Origin of the sequence: Paenibacillus sp. RC21, assembly GCF_044907935.1 — a bacterium.
Lineage (GTDB): Bacteria > Bacillota > Bacilli > Paenibacillales > Paenibacillaceae > Paenibacillus > Paenibacillus terrae_A.
On sequence record NZ_JBIYCS010000005.1, the window covers coordinates 55,597 to 75,030 of the forward strand.

The following is a 19,434-nucleotide window of genomic DNA, read 5'->3' on the forward strand; positions in this document are numbered from 1 at the left end:
GGGCATTTAAGTTTTAATCAGAGTAAACAACAGTGGTGGAGCGGATAAAATATAACGCCCAATTCAAATGTCTTACGTGTAACCGAAAAAGACATTGCGTTGCTCTAGAAGAGATCCTTCGTTTAAGCTATTACTTGTAGGCCATTGTCGCCTTCACAGCCTTTTTCCAGCCTTCATACAAACTGCTGCGCGTTTCTTCATCCATACCGGGGGTAAAAGATCGCTCCACCCTCACACGCTTGCGCAGCTCATCCATGCTCTTCCAGTATCCAATCGCCAAACCTGCCAGACATGCGGCTCCCAGTGCTGTCGTCTCATGGATCACAGGCCGTTCTACTGTGGCATCCAGAATATCACTCTGGAATTGCATCAGAAAATTGTTCAGCACGGCTCCTCCATCCACCCGCAACGTCTTCACGGCAATGCCGGAGTCAATTTCCATCGCTGCAAGCACGTCCTTCGTCTGGTAAGCAAGTGCCTCCAGTGTTGCGCGGATAAAATGCTCCTTCGTGGTGCCACGTGTCAGGCCAAACATCGCTCCACGCACCTCGCTATCCCAGTATGGACTGCCCAGGCCGACAAAAGCTGGTACCAGATACACCCCTTCCGAAGAGGGAACGCGGGCTGCATAGGCTTCACTGTCTTTGGCTTCACGGAACATGCGCAGACCGTCACGAAGCCACTGAATCGCCGAGCCCGCTACAAAGACACTCCCCTCCAGCGCATATTGCACCTTGCCTTCTTCCAGCCCCCAAGCGATGGTCGTAATAAGTCCGTGCTTGGACTCAACCGGTTGATCGCCCGTGTTCATCAGCATGAAGCAACCTGTGCCGTAAGTATTCTTGATCATCCCTTTTTCGTAACAAGCCTGACCAAATAGAGCCGCCTGCTGGTCACCCGCTGCGCCTGCAATCGGTATATTTTGACCAAAGAAATGATAATCCACCGTATGCGCATATACCTCGGAGGAAGGCCGTACCTCAGGCAGCATGTTTTTTGGCACACCGAGAATGTCCAGCAGTTCTTCGTCCCACTTTAGCTCATAAATGTTATACATCAGTGTTCTGGCTGCGTTGGAATAGTCGGTCACATGCGCCTTGCCGCCGGATAGCTTCCAGATCAGCCACGAATCAATCGTACCGAACAGCAAGTCGCCTCGTTCTGCCTTTTCCCGCGCACCTTCTACATGATCCAGTATCCACTTCACTTTTGTGCCTGAGAAATACGGGTCAATCAACAGCCCTGTTTTACTGTGGAATAGCTCCTGATGCCCTTGCTGCTTCAGTTCTTCGCAGATCTCGGAGGTTTGGCGCGACTGCCATACAAGTACGTTATACACAGGAAGTCCTGTATTTTTGTCCCATACGGCTACCGATTCACGCTGATTGGTAATGCCGATGGCGGCAATCTGGTTCGCTTTTACACCGGATTCGGATAGACAGGATGCAATAACCCCCAGAATGGAACTCCAGATTTCATTCGCATTCTGTTCCACCCAGCCGGGATGAGGAAAGTATTGCGGAAACTCCCGCTGAGCCGAGTACACCACATCCCCTTTACTGTTGAACAAAATCGCTCTTGAGCTTGTTGTTCCCTGATCCAGTGACAAAATATATTTTTCCATCGTTAATCTCTCCCCTGTAATCCGCTCATTTTATGCTGTTATTTTATGAGCTTTATCACTTTTATAAGTACGGCTGAAACGAAAGGTAAGCATAAGCACCACTACAATCAGACCCAGCACAATCCAGAAAGCTGGAGTCATATTCCCTTTAAATACGGTCTGGTAAAACAACCCTCCGAAAGAGCCCCCCAGCAATGGCCCTACAATCGGCACCCAGGCATATTTCCAGTTCGATGTTCCTTTACCGGGAATCGGCATTAACCAATGCGCAAGACGCGGGCCCAAATCTCTAGCCGGATTAATAGCATAACCTGTAGTCCCGCCGAAGGACAAGCCGATGCTGACAACCAGAAAACCCACAATGAGTGGATTCAATCCCTCAGCGAAGGAGTTGGCACCGAATGACTGCAAAGCAAGAACAAAGATGAAAGTACCGATCATTTCACTAAGCACGTTAGCGAACGGATGATCAATAGCCGGTCCTGTAGCAAATACACTGAGTTTGGTTGCTGTGTCCTCCGTCTCTTTCCAGTGGGGCAAATAATGCAAAACCACAATCACGGCACCCGCCATGGCCCCAAGAAGCTGAGCTGCAATATAGCCCGGAACATCCCTCCACGGAAAAGCTCCCTGAAATGCAAGCGCCAGCGTCACCGCCGGATTTAAGTGTGCTCCGCTGATCTGACCAACCGCATATACCGCAACGGCGACCGCGAGCCCCCACCCCAATCCGATCACAATCCAGCCAGAGCCGTGGGCAAATGATTTTTTCAGGGACACCCCTGCGCACACTCCGCCACCTAGGGCAATAAGGATCATCGTCCCTATGAATTCGGCTGCGTATGGCGACATACAACCTACCTCCTCAATAGATCAACCGATTTTCAATCGCTTTCACCGCGCACAAAAAAAGAAAAGCCATCACAAACCGCCCCCTGTGCTCTAACATGGGATGTCTGCGTGGCTCTCTTGTCTCCGTCACGATTATTAACTTAAATTTGATATTATATAAGCATGTAAGCGATGTCAACTGCGTACAGATTATTTTCGGTACGCGATCCGAAATTCTGAAAGATGAAATACAACGGTTGATGTAGTAATCCGACCCCTGAGCTTAGGCACGTGTGATCTTCATGTAAGAGACGCACGCGCTTTTTTAAGTCAGCATTTTGCATCATTCGATTTCCAACGCTCGAAAGTACAATAGATAGACCAACTAAACCGTTTCGATCTATAGATTGCTGATTTGAAATCGCTCTTGGGATTGTTGCAAAATGCTCAAGTGGATATACGTTTCAAATTTTTTGTTTTTGGTTAAGGCATATGCACATAAATGGATAACAGATTCATATGATGGAGCTAAACCATTCACAACTTGTTCAGCAGGTAGACCAACTCAGACAGCAAGGAGGGAAATGACGTGAAGACAGTACGATGGCTGGTGTTATGTCTTGCTTTCCTCACTATGTTTAGTGGTTGTAGCGGCCCTCTGTCCTCTGAAAGTCATTCATCTGAAAGCAATTTGCCAAACCACAAAAAGATAACGCTTACATTATGGTACTGGAACCGTTCTATTGACGATGAACTACTCGCTCGTGCCGAAAAGCAGTTTCCCGACATTAAATTGAACACCCAAAAAATCGGCGGTGATTTCAAAGCCAAGCTCAAGACGACTCTGGCAGCCCGTTCCGGTGAACCGGACATCGTAGCTTTGAACGACTGGATGGTAGAGTTATTTCCTAGTGCGGATCGTTTTTATGATTTGAGAACACTGGGAGCAGATCAATTCAAGGATCAGTATTTGGAGTGGAAATGGAATCAGGGCATTACCCCTGATGGCAGCATGATTGCCTTTCCCATGGACACAGGCCCTACCGCCCTCTTCTATCGCAGTGATCTCTTTGAACAGGCGGGTCTGCCCAGTGATCCTGAAAAGGTCAGTGCTACGATTCGCACATGGGACGACTATATGGTTGCCGGAAAACAGCTTCAGCAAAAGCTCGGAAGTCGTTCGTTTTTAGCTGATAATATTGTAAACGTTTACAATCAGATGCTTGCTCAAAATACAGACCTGTACTTCAAGCCGGACGGCAGCTACATCGGTAATCAATCCCCTCATATCCGTTTGGGCTGGCAAACCGCCGTGGCTTTTCACAAGAAGCATCTACTCGCCAATGCGGATGGCTGGACCCCCGAATGGAATGCTTCGGTCAATAACGGAAAAGTTGCCTCTTTTATAGGTGCAATCTGGATGAAGCAAGTTCTCACGGAGGCTGCGCCGGATACTGCGGGCAAGTGGAGAGTCGCCCGTGCCCCTGGAGGGGACGGCAATTTGGGTGGATCTTTCATTTCCATCCTCAAATCCAGCAAACACCCCAAAGAAGCCTTTGAAGTCCTGACCTGGCTGCAAAACCCGGAACACCAGTTGGAAGCCTACCAAAAAATCGGGCTGTTCCCGTCCACTCCTGGCGTCTATGACGATCCTGCCATGGAGACACCCGAGCCTTTCTTTGGCGGTCAGGCCACCGGACTGATCTTTGCCGCCTCCGCACGTAATGTCAAAAGCAGCTATTTCGGCGAGCGTTATCCTGTCATTCACGGCATTGTGACACGTCGCCTTGCCAATGTCGCCAAGCAGGATGCCGATCCCGATGCATTATGGACGGAAACGATGGACCGAATCGAACGGGAATTACAGCGGTAAAAAATCAAAAATTTAAAAAAGGCGTGTGGTCAATATGCTGAAAGAAATATGGAAGCACCGTGCCGTATATGCCGCAATCTCGCCGTTTTACCTGCTGTTTGGCATCTTCGGCTTGTTTCCGATTGGCTTTTCATTATATCTGGCGTTTCACAAATGGGATGGCATCGGAGATATGACCTATAACGGCTGGGGTAACTTTGGCTATCTTGTGACAGATAACGAATTTTGGCAGGCTGTGGGTAATACCTTTGCGATCTGGGTGTATTCAACGATTCCGATGCTATTTTTTGCACTGATGATTGCCTTCCTGCTTTATGCACCTTTTGTCAAAATGCGTACCCTGTGGAGGGTCGGATTTTTTCTGCCGAACGTGACATCCATTGTGGCTGTTGCCATCATCTTTGGCGCTTTATTTGCCAATAATTTCGGATTTCTCAATTACCTGCTGCAACTCCCGGGCTTGCCTATGATCCAGTGGCTTAATGTGCCGTGGGGGATCCAAATCGCCGTTTCCTCCATGGTTGTATGGAGATGGACCGGCTATAACGCGATCATCTACCTGGCCGGACTCCAGAGTATTCCGCATGTGCTGTATGAAGCTGCGAAAATAGATGGAGCAACTGGAGCGCAAGCTTTCTTCCGCATCACCATTCCTATGCTTCGTCCGGTCATCCTGTTTACCGTAATTACGTCTACCATTGGCGGAATGCAGTTGTTCACCGAGCCGCAGGTGCTGGTCGGTAATGACGGTGGTGCCGGAGCAAGTGGCATGACCATTGTGTTGTATCTGTATCGTGAATCGTTCATTAACAACTATTTTGGATATGGTGCAGCCGTCGGATGGGGCATGTTCCTCATTATTGCCCTGTTCTCCATCGTGAACTGGAAGCTCGTACAAGGTAAAAAATAACGGCAGAAAGGGGGTTCTACAACATGATGCAGGCACGTGTAAAATCCGTTATTTTATATACCGGGCTGTCGACGGGAATGATTCTGTCGATGTTTCCTTTTTACTGGCTTATCGTCATGGCTACCCGTACAACTTCGGACATCTATCGTTTTCCACCACAGTTATGGTTTGGAAGCCACTTCTGGAGCAATGTGACGAGAGTATTGCAGCAGATTGATTTTGCCGGAGCTTTTTTTAATACGCTTTTTGTAGCCAGCTCCGTTACCCTGTTGGTGCTGTTTTTCGATTCACTGGCCGGGTTTGCATTCGCCAAGTTTGATTTTCCGGGCAAAAAAGCATTATTCATCATTCTGCTGGCTACGATGATGGTCCCTTCCCAACTGTCGCTTGTCCCCTCCTTTGTCATGATGGCCGCCTTTGGATGGGTGGGCACGTTCAAAGCTCTAATCATTCCGGGGATGGTGAATGCCTTCGGCATCTTCTGGATACGCCAATATGCAGAGGAATCCATTCCAAAGGAGTTGCTGGATGCAGGACGGATGGATGGATGCAGCTTTTTTCGGCTGTATTGGAATGTGGCGCTCCCGATTCTACGTCCTGCGTTCGCTTTTCTCGGCGCATTCACCTTCATAGGAGCATGGAATGATTATTTATGGCCGTTAATCATATTAACCGATGAGCGCAAATTTACGCTCCAGATTGCGTTGTCCCAATTAAACGGTATTTACAATACGGATTATGCGATGGTCATTGCTGGCACCCTGTTGGCTGTACTGCCGCTTATCATTTTATTTCTTTTCATTAGCCGCCAGTTTATTTCCGATCTTGCAGCTGGAGCAGTCAAAGATTAGATTTACTGAGTCAGCTTTATCCTGCTCTAAAACGCAAAAAGGGAGTGTCCTCCCAGCCTGTAATGGCTGAGGGACACTCCCTTTCGTTATCCTGGCAAATGATCTTGCAGAGTCAATATTCTTAAATCCGGATATATCGGACTTTACGAGCTGACTGTTTGTCCTTTTTCTTCTATTTCTATGGCTGCTCCTGCACTGGCACCTGCAAGTATTCCCTTTTTCTTGTCAGGATACAAGGAATCCATATAGGTACGGGTTTCTGCAACTACAATTCCCGACAAGCCGAGCAGTGCAATCAAGTTCGGGAAGGCCATCATGGCGTTAAAGATATCTGCCAGCAACCAGATCGCATCCAGCTTAATAAACGCGCCTCCGGCAACCAGCGCAATGAACAGATAACGGTACGGCTTAATCCATTTGACACCCAGCAAATATTCAACACAGCGTTCTCCATAGTAGTTCCAGCCAAGCATCGTGGTGAACGCGAACATAATCAGAATGATTGTGAGCAGTTCCGCACCAAGCGGGAATGCGCTGGAGAAAGCTTGCTGCGTCATCAAGCCCGCATCGGTAGGACCGCTCCATACGCCGCTAACCAGCAGCGTCAGCCCGGTCATCACGCAAATAATCATCGTATCTATAAACACACCTGTCATGGAAATCAACCCTTGCTCCGCAGGCCATTTGGTTTTGGCGGCTGCGGCTGCAATCGGTGCGCTTCCCAATCCGGCCTCATTGGCAAAAATCCCTCTGGCTACCCCGCTGCGCATCGCCAGCATAATCGTAGCTCCGGCAAATCCACCCGTCGCAGACGTCGTCGAAAACGCCGAATGCAGCACAAGCGCGAGTGCGGCAGGAATCTGATCGGCGAACCGAATCAGTACGATCATACAGATCAACACGTACAAGCCTGTTTTGAAGGGAACAACTTTGGTCGATACCTTGGCAATGCTCTTGAGCCCTCCAATAGTAACGAGTCCCGTAAGGGTAGCAATAATCAATGCCGTTACAATTGGTGGAACACCGAAGCTGTTTTCGGTTGAGGATACAATCGCTTTGACCTGAGGAAATGTTCCAATCCCGAACAGCGCTACCAGCATCCCGGAAAAAGCAAACAGCATCGCCAACGGTTTAAAGCGGCGTCCAAGCCCTTTTTCAATATAATACATAGGGCCGCCGGAAAATTGTCCATTCCGATCCTTCACCCGGTATTTTACTGCAAGTACACCTTCCGCATATTTCGTCGCCATCCCGAAAAAGGCTGCAACAACCATCCAGAACAGAGCACCCGGTCCGCCCAGTTTTATCGCTGTCGCGACGCCGACAATACTTCCTGTACCTACTGTAGCCGCCAGCGCCGTACTCAGGGCCGCAAAGCTGCTGACATCCCCACTACCTTCATTTGGGGCCTTTCCGATCAGCTTGATCGCCAGAGGCAGGCGGAAAACCTGCAACATTTTCAACCGTATGGTCAGCCACAGACCTGTTCCCATAACGAGAATGATCAGTGGGGCCCCCCATATCCAACTGCTAATCGTTTCTAACACATGTACCAAATTCATTTCAACCCGCTCCTCCTGCATATTAAAAAACAAAAAAGAGTCAAATCCGCTGATTCGACTCCTGGAGAGGTTAAAGGCACGAAAAAATACAACCATCTTGTGCAGGATTCAGCCACTAACAGCTCATAAAAAAGCCTAGGGCATCCCCTGTCACAGGTTATTCGCGTCTCTGTCCTTTTGCCTGAGAGTTTAAGCAGATGATATCTGCGGTGCACCTTCGGCGCCCAATTAAGGGTCTCTCCAGAGTTCTGTCCGTTTACGGTCCCGCTTGTTGCTGTAATCAGCCCAAGCACCTGAGAGTTTTGCCCCTTCGGTCGGAACTTACGTTCCATCTCCCGCAAACATCAACCAGACATATGAAATTGTTTTTTATTATACAGAAAACTTTCAGCTTTTTACAAGTGAAAAATTTGTGAAGTCGTTTGGTTATCTTAAGATGAGCCTATAAAATAAAGGCGGGCGCAGCCAGATTCATCCTCATGATGTTCTCTGCCGCACCCGCCCCCAGGCCATATTGGGTTATATTCAGTTAGCTTGGATTACAGTTCTTCGCCGTTGGTGGCAATTACATTTTTGTACCAGTCAAAAGAATCCTTCTTGGAGCGCTTCAGTGTTCCGTTACCGTCATCGTCCAGATCAACATAAATAAATCCGTAACGCTTGGACATTTCGGAAGTGGACATACTCACAAGGTCGATAGGTCCCCAGCTAGTGTAACCGATCAGATCCACACCGTCCGCAATCGCTTCCTTCATTTGAGCGATATGTTGGCGCAAATAATCAATGCGATACGTGTCGTGAATGGAGCCGTCTTCTTCCACCTTGTCATATGCACCCAAGCCGTTTTCCACGATGAACAGCGGCTTTTGATAACGGTCATATAATGTGTTCAGCGTAACACGCAGGCCGATCGGATCAATCTGCCAGCCCCAGTCAGAGGATTGCAAATATGGATTTTTCACGCCGCCAATCAGGTTCCCCGCTGCTTTCTCGCCTTCCGGACCTGCAGAGACAGTCAAGGTCATGTAATAGCTGAATGAGATGTAATCGACCGTGTTGTTTTTCAGAATTTCGGCATCGCCGGGTTCTGTGTGCAAAACAATATTATTTTCTTCAAAATAACGGTTCATATAATTTGAATATTCCCCACGGGCATGTACATCCGTAAAGAACAGATTCATCTGGTTTTCATGCTGACTTTTCAGCACGTCTTCCGGGTTACACGTATGTGCATAGCTTTCCATACGAGCCAGCATACATCCGATTTGAGAGCCAGGAATAATCTCATGGCCTCGTTTTGTCGCCAATGCGCTCGCCACAAACTGGTGATGCAGGGCTTGATAGATCGCTTGCTGCTTGTTATCTACACGATCAATGACCACACCGCCACCTGTGAACGGACTCATCGTCATCACATTGATCTCATTAAAAGTCAGCCAGTATTTCACTTTATCCTTATAACGTGTAAACACCGTTTCGGCATAATTTACGTAGTGCTGTATTACTTCGCGACCGAGCCAGCCATTATATTTCTGTGTCAGACCTAGCGGTGTTTCGTAATGGGACAATGTCACCAGTGGCTCTATCCCATACTTGCGCAGCTCGTCAAATACATTATCGTAAAATTGCAGTCCTGCTTCATTCGGCTCCGCATCATCACCATTCGGGAAAATCCGCGACCAGTTAATGGACATGCGGAATACCTTAAAGCCCATTTCCGCAAATAATGCGATATCTTCTTTGTAATGATGGAAAAAGTCCACACCTTCGCGCTTTGGAAAACGGGCATTTACCTTACCAGACAAAATGTCTTCGAGTCGCTCGGACGAAATCTCTATAGCATGATCGTTTGTGCGCTCTGCTTTGGGTACATAAGCAATCACGTCCGCACTGGACAATCCTTTTCCATCTACGTCAAAAGCGCCTTCCAATTGGTTAGCTGCGGTTGCCCCGCCCCACAGAAAGTTTTTCGGAAATCCTTTTAATATCTTAGTCATAGTATGAGAGCCTCTTTTCTTATTGGATATGTTAAACACTTGTGGAGTATTCCATAACGACCTGAATGGACCAGCCTTTGCCATCCTCATTGTAAGCAACTTCACATGGGTTGGCAGCTACTAGTACTTATAATACATCCCCTCCTTCTTTAGTTATTTTTGTCCATCTTCAAAATAAATGCCATTTTGATGGCGCAGTTCATTGCTGATCTTCTGAACCTCAATGCTCAATGACTTCAATTCTTCGTAGCGGTCTTTGTCCTTTTCGGCAATGATCCGATAAAATTCCTGAGCCTCGTAAAACATGAAATGATGAGTTTCAGGAGTACTTACAGTATCTGTTTCCTGAGTACGGACATCCAGAACCGATACGTCCGTGATACCAGAGACACCACTGGAGATCATAGTGGCCTGGTCCCCGTAAATTTCAACACGGTTGGTGGTTACAGCATTTTTGGCCAGTTGGATCACCAGTGTAAAATCGGGATACGACAGTAGGATCGGGCCGCCCAAATCCACGCCATTCTCATGCTTTTTGGCACGGTACAAGCCTGATGTAGGGGCTCCAAGCAAATCAATGGCAAAATACAGCGAATACACACCCAGATCCATTAATGCACCCCCGCCATAAGACAGAGAAAAGATATTAGGAGTATCTCCTGAAAGCAACTGATCATACCGGGAGGAAAATTGCATGGAGTACAAGGTGCCACCCTGGATATTGCCCACGCGCTTCAAGTTGTCCTTAAGGCGCAAAAAATTAGGCTCATGGATATGACGAACCGCTTCCAGCAGGTAGCAACCATTTCGGTCAGCCAACTCGTAAGCTTCTCGCAATTCCTGTTCTGTCAGGCTGATCGGTTTTTCGACAATCGCATGTTTGCCATGCTCCAAAAAAAGACGCGCTTGCAGCATGTGCAAGGAATTGGGCGTAGCAATATAAATGGCATCAATATCGGATTGAGCCATCTCTTCCAAACTGTCATACAGCGTAATGTTTTCAAGCTGACACCCGGCGGCAAAAGCTGCGCCTTTGTCCTTATTTCGAACAAAGAGTGCTGTAATTTCCCAGCCGCCAGCTTCCTTCACGGCTTTAACCCATTCTGTGCTGATCCATCCAGTTCCAATCATTCCGAGCTTCATATGGCGTAACTTCCTTTCTTGATGGCGAGCCTATCGCCGGAAATCAACGATTGACGGGGAAGGCTGCTTAAAGCCGCTTTCCAATATTTCGATTGTCAGCAAAATATCCTCGTCCTTAACCAGCTTGGGTGTTCCGTGCACAATGGACTCGTACAACGAGTCATACAATTGTCCATAATCTCCTATTGGCGAAGGAAGTGTTTCCTCGATAGCTTCACTACTTCCGGGCGGAACGTATTTAAGTTTGCCATAGGAAGCGGGATTATCCAGTCCGAAACCTTCCGCATCCGGGGTCTTGCCGGCTTTCAGCCAGGTTTCCTGCTGATCATCTCCCCATTTGACAAAGCTGCCCTTCGTGCCGTGAATAGTGAACTGCGGGTAAGGCAGGCACACCACAAGAGAAGTTTTTACAATCACTTTTTTGTCCGGGTAATATAATATAGTTTCATTGTAATCATCAGCGCCATGAGGAGTACGGATAGACTTGATGTCATATCCGACTTGCTCCGGTCTGCCAAATAAGGCGATGAGCCTGTCCAGCGTATGAACACCGAGTCCGTAGTACATTCCGTTAACAGGATTGCCGCCGGGCATACTGGCATTGGGACGGAAATAATCGTAATGGGATTCAATTTCGACGATGTCTCCCAGCTTTCCGGAATGGAGTGCTTCCTTGAACGCCAGATAATCGCTGTCAAACCTCCGGTTTTGATAAGGCATGATGATGAGATTATTTTCCTTGGCGAATTGGATCAGTTCTTGCGCTTGCTCAAGGTTTTCACAAAAAGGCTTTTCCACCAGCACATGCTTGCCATGGGATAGAGCCAATTTTGCATATTCATAATGCGTAGAGGAAGGCGTACATACAACGACGAGTGATATTTCCGGGTCGCCCAGAACGTCCGTAATTTGATCCGAGAACTGAATGTCGGGGTAGGCCGTTTCCATATCCTCCCTCACTTGGCGTGTGAACACTCTCGATACTTGAAAGGCGTCCCTGATCTGAACATAGGGCAGATGATATCTGGTTGTACTTTTGCCAAATCCTAAATATGCAATTTGAATCGTCATTTCGCAAATCCCCTCGTTTCCTAAAGGCTTAGCTTTACGATATCGCAAGTATTGCCAGAATAATACCACAACATGAGGAACGTTTTTTTGAAATGCATCGACAGATGCTATAAAATAGACGTAATGCCCTCATAAGCATCCTAAACGTTGTAACGCGTTTCATGTCAAATATTTTTCATATGTGAGGAGAAGCAGCATGTCGAATCTTGATCAAATTGCCAAACTGGCGGGCTTTTCCAAAGCTACGGTATCCAGAGTGTTAAACAAGTCCCCCCATGTGAGCCGGGAGACGAGAAGTAAGATTTTAAAAATCATGCAGGAGCTGGATTACGTTCCCAACCGGAACGCCATTTCCTTATCCAAGGGTCAGACCCTTCAAATTGGCATCATCACTTCAACCATTAATGAAATTGTTCTCGCATTTCTGAATAGCTTTGTAGAGGTGGCGGGCCAGTACGAATTTCAAACGATAATTTATACTTCGGGAGAAGACAAGAAGAAAGAGCTTCAGGCCTTCGAAGATCTGAAAAGAAAAAGAATTGATGCGCTGGTCATCATTTCCTGTGTAAATGATACCGATTTGTTAAGCACTTATTGCAAGTATGGCCCGATCGTGTCGTGGCAACGAATGGATCATACCGATATTCGCTCCGTCGCCATGGACCAGTACGAAGGATACATGCTGGCGCTAAAACACTTGATACAAAAAGGCTATACTCGTATAGCCAATGCCTTTGGCCGCCCAAGCAGCATCAACACCCACAGCAGACAACGAGCCTATGCGTATATCATGGAGCAGCATAATCTTCCTGTATTGCAGCATTGGAATCAATCTTCCATCTATAACATCCGTGATGGTGAGCAGGTGGTGCGCGATTTGTTACAGTATCGGGACGAATTCCCACAGGCTATTCTGTGCTCCAACGATTATGTGGCGGTTGGTATTCTCTGCGAAGCACGCAGACAACTGCTGAGCGTGCCGGAAGATCTGGCGATCGTCGGGTTTGATAACACGGAGCTCTCGCATACGATGGGCATTACAACCGTTCAGAATCCAATCGAGGCTCAGGCGCAAAATGCCTTTTACATGCTTTCCCCTCAGCTCGTAGGTCGCCAAATGGAGCTGCAACCCCTGCAATACAGCCTCATTGAGCGCACGACTACATAGAGTAACGCTTAACTGAGGGGCTAGGCGAAAGGACCTGTGTTTATAATGTTTTTTGTCGAATAAGAATAAAATATGTTGAAATCGCTTTTTTTTGTGCTACAATAGCACTATATAAAGGATTGTGACCGGTGATGCGGGCAATGCCTGAGTTCAATTGAGTGCTATTGCTAACAATAGTGTTGAATTGTGCTTAGGCATTTTTTATTGGTAAAGGATGGGAGGGGGAACTTCAATGATTATTGAGAAGGTGCTCAATAACAACGTCCTGTTGACTAAAAACGACAAAGGCAAAGAGGTCATCGTGATGGGAAGAGGCATTTCCTTCAAAAAGGTGGCTGGGGACCAAGTCGATGATGATAAAATAGATAAGATTTTCATGTTAAATGAAAACGAGTTCACGGCCAAGCTTACCGAGCTGCTAAACGATATTCCCGTATCTCATCTGGAGGTCGTGAATGAAATCGTAACCCATGCAACGGAAGTGCTGGATACGGAATTAAGCGATAATATTTATTTAACGCTGACCGATCATATTCATTTTGCGATACAGCGGCAAGAGAAGGGGCTCGCGCTCCAAAACGCGATGCTGTATGAGATTAAGCGCTTTTACAAGAAAGAATTTGAGGTTGGGCTGGATGCTCTGCAAAAAATTGAAAATACGCTTGGTGTGAAGCTGGGCGAAGACGAAGCGGGCTTTATCGCATTGCATATGGTGAATGCTCGGATCGACGGTAACGAAATGAAGTCTACGCTGAAAATGACCGAGATTGTTCAACATATATTGAATATTATTACGTATCATTACGGTATTGTGCTGGACGAGTCCTCTTTTAGCTATTCGAGATTTTTGACGCATTTGCAATATTTTGCGATGCGGGTGATTCGTAAAGAGGTCATTCACAGCGGCGAAGAATTTTTGTACAACCAGGTAAAGCAGACATATACCGAAGCTTTCGCTTGTGCGCAAAAGATCAATGAATATCTGGAAAAAACATACGATCAATATTTAAGCAAGGACGAATATGTATATCTGACCATTCATATTCATCGAGTGACCGAGCGAAATAATATTGCGGAATAACATTGCCAAGTAACAAGTCGAATCATAAATCTGTCTAAAAACTTCATACCTTCATCGTTCATGGATTGTGACTGGTAAGGCAGGCAAAACCTAAACTGATGGTGAAATCGGCGTTTCCTCTATGGAGAGGGTGCGTTGTTTTTACCACGAGTTTAGGTTTTTCTTGTTTACAAGGTTAAAAAGATGCACGCCGGCGCATCTTAGCAACATGAAGTAAACAGAAAGTCCTATCCATAACAAGAATAACTCATAAGGAGTTCTGAACATGAGCGATAAAGAGCTATCCAGAAAAATAGTGACCCTCGTTGGCGGCGAAGAGAATGTCAATTCGGTATTCCATTGCGCTACACGCTTGAGATTTAAATTAAATGATCGTACAAAAGCAGACAAAGCTGCATTGGAAGCAACGCCCGGTGTCATTACGGTGGTTGAAAGCAGCGGCCAGTTTCAAGTTGTCGTCGGCAACAATGTAGGTCAAGTATTTGAGCATATGATGGCAGAAACGAATTTGCAGGATGCCGAAAATGCAGGTGAGAAAAAGGAAGAGTCTTCCGAAAAAACTAACTTTCTTGGTAAAGCCGTCGATGTCATTTCCAGCATTTTTTCGCCTCTCTTGGGCGCTCTTGCCGGAGCCGGTTTGCTCAAAGGGATTCTGGCATTAATTTTGTCACTCCATTGGATTAATGATAAAAGCGGTACGTATCTGATCCTAAGCGCTGCTTCGGACAGCGTATTTTATTTCCTGCCAGTATTTCTGGCTGTTACATCATCCCGTAAATTTAAGACAAACACCTTTGTATCGGTGGCAATCGCCGGAGCTCTGGTCTATCCGGCGGTTATAGCAGCGGTAAGCAACCCGGAAAGATTGGCGTTTCTGGGTATTCCGATCATTCTGATTAATTACAGTTCCAGTGTTATTCCAATTATTCTCGCAGTCTGGGTTCAGTCCTATGTGGAACGCTGGTTCAATTCCTTTATCCATCAATCTGTGAAAAATATTATCGTTCCGATGCTGGTTTTGCTGGTCGTTATTCCGTTGACATTCCTGGCCTTTGGTCCAATAGGTAACATGATCAGTCAAGGCTTGGCTAACGGCTTTACCTGGGTATACAATTTAAGCCCACTGGTCGCTGGTGCTGTTGCCGGGGCATTCTGGCAAGTGTTTGTTATTTTCGGCGTGCATTGGGGCTTCGTTCCGGTCATGCTGTCGAATATTGCAACATTGGGTTATGACACGATGCTTCCGATGCTTACAGCAGCCGTACTTTCTCAGGCTGGTGCAACATTGGGCGTATTCCTGAAATCCCGAAATACTCAAATGAAGGCTTTGGCAGGTTCCTCTACGCTGGCGGCTGTTTTTGGGATTACAGAACCAACGATTTATGGCGTAACTTTGAAATTGAAAAAGCCATTTATTTATGCTTGTATTTCCGGTGGTATTGGCGGGGCTATTATCGCTTCCGGCGGAGCGACTGCAAAATCCTTCTCCCTGCCTAGTTTGTTGGCATTGCCTACTTATTTTGGTGCTGGATTCTTGTGGCTTGTCATCGGCTTGCTCGTTGCCTTTGTACTTGCAATGGTGCTAGTTATGGTATTGGGCTTTGATGATCCAAAAGAAGAAACTGTCAAAGCAGCACCAACACCTGAGAAGAAAGAAACTGTGATTGAGAAGGAAATTCTCGTAAGTCCGCTGCAAGGTAAAGTGTTGCCACTCGAAGAATCTTCTGATGTCGCTTTTGCCTCAGGGGCTATGGGTAAAGGAATTCTGATTGAACCTACAGAGGGCGTACTGACTTCTCCTGTAAACGGAACAATTACGACGGTATTTCCGACCGGACATGCTATCGGTATTACTTCCAATGACGGAGCAGAAATTTTGATCCACGTTGGCGTGAATACAGTGAAGCTGAAAGGACAATTTTTTGACAAGCGCGTAAAAGAAGGCGACATCGTTACTCAAGGACAACTGCTGCTCGAATTTGACATTGAGCAAATTAAAGCCGCAGGTTACCCGACGGCTACGCCGATCATTGTGACGAATTCTGCTAAGTACCTGGATGTTCTGAAAACAGCAGAATCTGAAGTGAAACGTGAAGACTACTTGATGACAGTAGTTATCTAATCATGAATTAACACAGTAACATTACCTCACGTATAAAAGAAGCTTCCCTTGCGGGGAGCTTCTTTTGCGTTCCTTCCACAGCAGCTTATATTCGCCCTCAGCCAAGCACTTTACAAATATATCCTTTTTTATGTTTATGTCATGATTCGTAGAAAAAAAGTAAAAATGAGACAAGTATTACAGCTAAAAATGGAAATATCGTTTATGGTGTGTATAAGACTGTTAAATAAAGGAGGATTTCTGTGAAAAAAGGATATATTATCGGTTTAAGCGTGATTGTGCTGCTCGTCATTGCTATCGCTATTTCGGCTGTGTTCAAGTTTCAGGATCTCGAGCAGGTTGTTCAGCAGAAAGACAAAGAGATTCAAGCGAGTAAAAGCAATTATCCCGAAATATACGATCACTTGAATGCGGTTACAATTGAGGGTTTTAAGAAGATGATCCAGCAGGACCAAAGTGTGTTTGTTTATGTCGGCAGACCCAGCTGTGGTGACTGCAACCGCTTTGAGCCTAACTTTAACAAGATGATCGAGCAATACAATTTGGGCTCCAAAATCACTTTTTTGAATGTTCACAAAATTCATAAGAACAAGCCAGAATGGAATAAATTCAAAGAGGAATACAATGTAAAGTACACCCCCACCATTGCGGAATTCAGACATGGCAAGCTGGTAGATAAAGTGGAATGGACACCTGAAAGAGATCTCAGTACGGATGTGGTAAAAGAGTGGCTGATTTCCAAGAAACTGATTTTATAAGCATCGTCCTATACCGTGTCTTACGGACAAGCTTACATGCAGAAAAAGGTATTCACGCGTTCACCGCATGGATACCTTTTTGGGGAATTTTCAGATGATTTAAGGTTTTGAAGAAAAACAGTTCCTAACTCGCCTTCACTACCTTATGATAGCATCGTCTGTACCGGCTGGGTCCTATTATTATAGATTTACTTCATACGATATCTAGTGTTAAATGGAGTCGGGAAATTCGTATCTAATAATATCGGTTTCTGACACAATATGCCCAATTTGAGATTCGATGAACTCCAAATCCCCCTCGACAGCACCTATATAATGCTTCGTACCCGACTCTACGACGATAACCTCACCGGGGTTGACCGTTTGCATTATTCCATCGATACAGACGCTTCCCACCCCGGACACAATAGTCCAAACCTCTTTACGGAACTGATGCTCATGATAACTGATAAATCTTCCAGCAGAGATGACTACCCGTTTGGTGACTGTCTGTAAGCCGCTGGTCGCTTGTTGGTGGGACAACACCGTTTGTTTCCCCCAAAAACGCTCCTCAAAGCGAGGGCCAATCTCAATTTCCGTCACCATATCCTTAATCCCTGTGGACGACTGTCGATCGGTCACCAGCACACCATCCGGTCCGGCAACGACGATGATGTCCGGGACATTCCATATGCTAACTGGAATCTCCAGTTCATTGATAATATGCGAATCATGAGAAGCTTCCGAAATATAGCCCGGGCCGCTCAGCTCCGAGCTCCTTTCCCGCACCAGCGAATCCCACGTTCCTAAATCCCTCCACTCCCCATGATACGGAAGCACCGAAAGCTGACGGGTCTGTTCCACCACCGCAATATCGAAGCTTGTTTTGGGTAATTCCGCATAATTTGTCGAAAGAGATTCATAGTTCGATGATAGACCCTTTTGCTCCAGCATGTCCAATAAAAAACCAAGCCTGAAAGCGAACACACCGCAATTCCATAGTGCTCCTTCCCGGATCAGCGCCTCCGAACGAATCAGATCCGGCTTTTCCACAAATGAGCTAACCCTGAGATACGGCTGATTGGGGGAGGGAGATGACGAAGGAACAATATAGCCATATTTGTCAGAAGGCTCCGTTGGAACAGCTCCCATGAGTGCGATGTCACTCCCGGATTGCTCCAATATAGATGGAAGCCTGCGTAAATGCTCGAAAAACTCATCCCCCGCATATCCGTCCACCGGCATGACCCCTACAATCTCGTCGCGCGACGCACCTGCCTGGTCATATAAGTAGGCCGCAGCCAAGGAAATGGCCGGAAATGTATCCCGCCGGGTTGGCTCCTCAATTACCACAGCGTCCGCCCCAATTTGCCCACGGATCAGCTCAGCTTGAGTTCCACTCGTTGAAAAATAGGCCTCCCCTGCCAAATTTGCTTCAGATAACTGCCGCCAAATCCGTTGCAGCATACTTTCAGGTCGTTCGTCATGACGCAGAATCGTAAGAAACTGCTTGGGGCGACTCTCATTGGACAAAGGCCAGAGACGTTTACCAGAACCTCCAGATAATAAAATCATACGCATTTATGCAACCTTCTTCCTCTAAATTAATAAATACATGCCACCTGGCACTGTTCGTTTTTCATAAATCTGCCGATTACATAAGTATGCATAAATCGCAATTTATGCATGATTACATCATGTATTTGTATACTTGTTTGTACAGGAGCTGTCAGTCATGTCCATTAAAATACTTATCATTGAAGATGAAAAAAGTTTGGCAGATATGATCGCCCTTCATCTTCAGGAAGAAGGTTATCATACCGAACTTATTTACGATTCCAAACAAGCACTTCCGACACTTATGCGTTTTAAGCCTGATATTATTGTGACCGATCTTATGTTTTCCGGTATGGTCGAATGCGCGCTAATCGGCCAACTCCGTCAATATACGACGGTTCCTGTGCTGGTGATCTCCAACAATACCCTTTTGAATATAAGAATTAAAGCATTGGATGACGGAGCGGACGATTTTTTATGCAAGCCATTCAACCTGAGAGAGCTAAATGCTCGTATCAAAGCCTTACTGCGCCGCTCTGGCCGCAACATACCTGCCGAGTCCCAAGCCATAACCAAAAAACTCAAAAAAGTGCGGGTCTGGGTGAATGATTACCGTCGCAGCCTGTTGGTCGATGACCGGGAGGTTGAAGTGACTCAAATTGAATTTTCCATTATAAAAGAGCTATCCTGCTATCCGGGGAAAGTCTTTACCCGCAGCGAGCTGATGGATCGGATTAAAGGCGGAGACGGTGCCTATCTAGATCGCACGATTGACGTACATATCTCCAGTCTCCGCAAAAAAATCGAACGTGACCCCAAAAATCCTCAGCACATCCGTACCGTCTGGGGCCGGGGGTACAAATACGAGATGTAGCCGTGCCTTCTAATGGCTACTGAATTGCATCAT

General features: G+C 46.5%; 15 protein-coding genes and 2 riboswitches. Of the genes, 8 read left to right on the forward strand and 7 right to left on the reverse strand.

Annotated elements, in window-relative coordinates; translation table 11 throughout:
• Nucleotides 1–130: 130 nt before the first annotated feature.
• Complete coding sequence (gene glpK, locus ABIA61_RS17295; RefSeq protein WP_283653022.1) at nt 131–1,624, reverse strand: glycerol kinase GlpK; 1,494 nt, start codon at nt 1,622–1,624, stop codon at nt 131–133.
• A gap of 30 nt (nt 1,625–1,654) precedes the next feature.
• A complete protein-coding gene (locus ABIA61_RS17300; protein ID WP_404581064.1) occupies nt 1,655–2,476 on the reverse strand; it encodes an MIP/aquaporin family protein in 822 nt (273 codons plus the stop codon).
• Nucleotides 2,477–3,044: 568 nt separating this feature from the next.
• On the opposite strand from ABIA61_RS17300, the gene ABIA61_RS17305 reads away from it, so the two are divergent.
• Genes ABIA61_RS17305 through ABIA61_RS17315 form a run of 3 tightly spaced genes read left to right on the forward strand, consistent with a single transcriptional unit; the run spans nt 3,045 to nt 6,089 of the window.
• The gene (locus ABIA61_RS17305) at nt 3,045–4,328 is read left to right on the forward strand and encodes an ABC transporter substrate-binding protein (protein WP_283653024.1); all 1,284 of its coding nucleotides are present in this window, start codon (nt 3,045–3,047) and stop codon (nt 4,326–4,328) included.
• A 34-nt stretch (nt 4,329–4,362) separates the two neighbouring features.
• Nucleotides 4,363–5,238, forward strand: a complete 876-nt coding sequence (locus ABIA61_RS17310) for a carbohydrate ABC transporter permease (protein WP_283653025.1) — start codon at nt 4,363–4,365, stop codon at nt 5,236–5,238.
• A 23-nt stretch (nt 5,239–5,261) separates the two neighbouring features.
• Nucleotides 5,262–6,089, forward strand: a complete 828-nt coding sequence (locus tag ABIA61_RS17315; RefSeq protein WP_283653026.1) for a carbohydrate ABC transporter permease — start codon at nt 5,262–5,264, stop codon at nt 6,087–6,089.
• A gap of 143 nt (nt 6,090–6,232) precedes the next feature.
• On the opposite strand, the gene ABIA61_RS17320 is transcribed toward ABIA61_RS17315, so the two are convergent.
• The 4 genes from ABIA61_RS17320 to ABIA61_RS17335 all read right to left on the reverse strand — a co-directional run bounded on the left by ABIA61_RS17320 (nt 6,233) and on the right by ABIA61_RS17335 (nt 11,862).
• A complete protein-coding gene (locus tag ABIA61_RS17320) occupies nt 6,233–7,651 on the reverse strand; it encodes an alanine/glycine:cation symporter family protein (protein ID WP_283653027.1) in 1,419 nt (472 codons plus the stop codon).
• A 159-nt stretch (nt 7,652–7,810) separates the two neighbouring features.
• Nucleotides 7,811–7,905, reverse strand: a riboswitch (glycine riboswitch).
• A 17-nt stretch (nt 7,906–7,922) separates the two neighbouring features.
• Nucleotides 7,923–7,999, reverse strand: a riboswitch (glycine riboswitch).
• Between the two features lie 191 nt (nt 8,000–8,190).
• Nucleotides 8,191–9,648: a glycoside hydrolase family 1 protein gene (locus ABIA61_RS17325; protein WP_283653028.1), complete on the reverse strand. Its 1,458-nt coding sequence runs from the start codon at nt 9,646–9,648 to the stop codon at nt 8,191–8,193.
• A gap of 153 nt (nt 9,649–9,801) precedes the next feature.
• The gene (locus ABIA61_RS17330) at nt 9,802–10,791 is read right to left on the reverse strand and encodes a Gfo/Idh/MocA family protein (protein ID WP_283653029.1); all 990 of its coding nucleotides are present in this window, start codon (nt 10,789–10,791) and stop codon (nt 9,802–9,804) included.
• 30 nt (nt 10,792–10,821) lie between these two features.
• Entirely contained in the window at nt 10,822–11,862 is a 1,041-nt protein-coding gene (locus ABIA61_RS17335) for an oxidoreductase (RefSeq protein ID WP_404581065.1), read from the reverse strand.
• Between the two features lie 196 nt (nt 11,863–12,058).
• Between ABIA61_RS17335 and ABIA61_RS17340 the strand changes: the two genes are divergently transcribed.
• The 4 genes from ABIA61_RS17340 (at nt 12,059) to ABIA61_RS17355 (ending at nt 16,991) form a co-directional block, all read left to right on the forward strand.
• Nucleotides 12,059–13,030 (forward strand): LacI family DNA-binding transcriptional regulator, encoded by a 972-nt coding sequence (locus tag ABIA61_RS17340; protein ID WP_404519633.1) that lies wholly within the window; start codon nt 12,059–12,061, stop codon nt 13,028–13,030.
• A gap of 232 nt (nt 13,031–13,262) precedes the next feature.
• A complete protein-coding gene (gene licT / locus ABIA61_RS17345) occupies nt 13,263–14,111 on the forward strand; it encodes a BglG family transcription antiterminator LicT (protein WP_137059994.1) in 849 nt (282 codons plus the stop codon).
• 265 nt (nt 14,112–14,376) lie between these two features.
• Nucleotides 14,377–16,233: a beta-glucoside-specific PTS transporter subunit IIABC gene (locus tag ABIA61_RS17350; RefSeq protein WP_044645625.1), complete on the forward strand. Its 1,857-nt coding sequence runs from the start codon at nt 14,377–14,379 to the stop codon at nt 16,231–16,233.
• Between the two features lie 242 nt (nt 16,234–16,475).
• Nucleotides 16,476–16,991, forward strand: a complete 516-nt coding sequence (locus tag ABIA61_RS17355; RefSeq protein WP_283653031.1) for a thioredoxin family protein — start codon at nt 16,476–16,478, stop codon at nt 16,989–16,991.
• 210 nt (nt 16,992–17,201) lie between these two features.
• Here the strand turns inward: ABIA61_RS17355 and ABIA61_RS17360 are convergent, their stop codons facing one another.
• Complete coding sequence (locus tag ABIA61_RS17360) at nt 17,202–18,551, reverse strand: sugar phosphate nucleotidyltransferase (RefSeq protein WP_404581066.1); 1,350 nt, start codon at nt 18,549–18,551, stop codon at nt 17,202–17,204.
• Between the two features lie 154 nt (nt 18,552–18,705).
• Here ABIA61_RS17360 and ABIA61_RS17365 point away from each other — a divergent pair, with 154 nt between their 5' ends.
• Nucleotides 18,706–19,401: a response regulator transcription factor gene (locus ABIA61_RS17365; protein WP_283653033.1), complete on the forward strand. Its 696-nt coding sequence runs from the start codon at nt 18,706–18,708 to the stop codon at nt 19,399–19,401.
• Nucleotides 19,402–19,434: the final 33 nt, after the last annotated feature.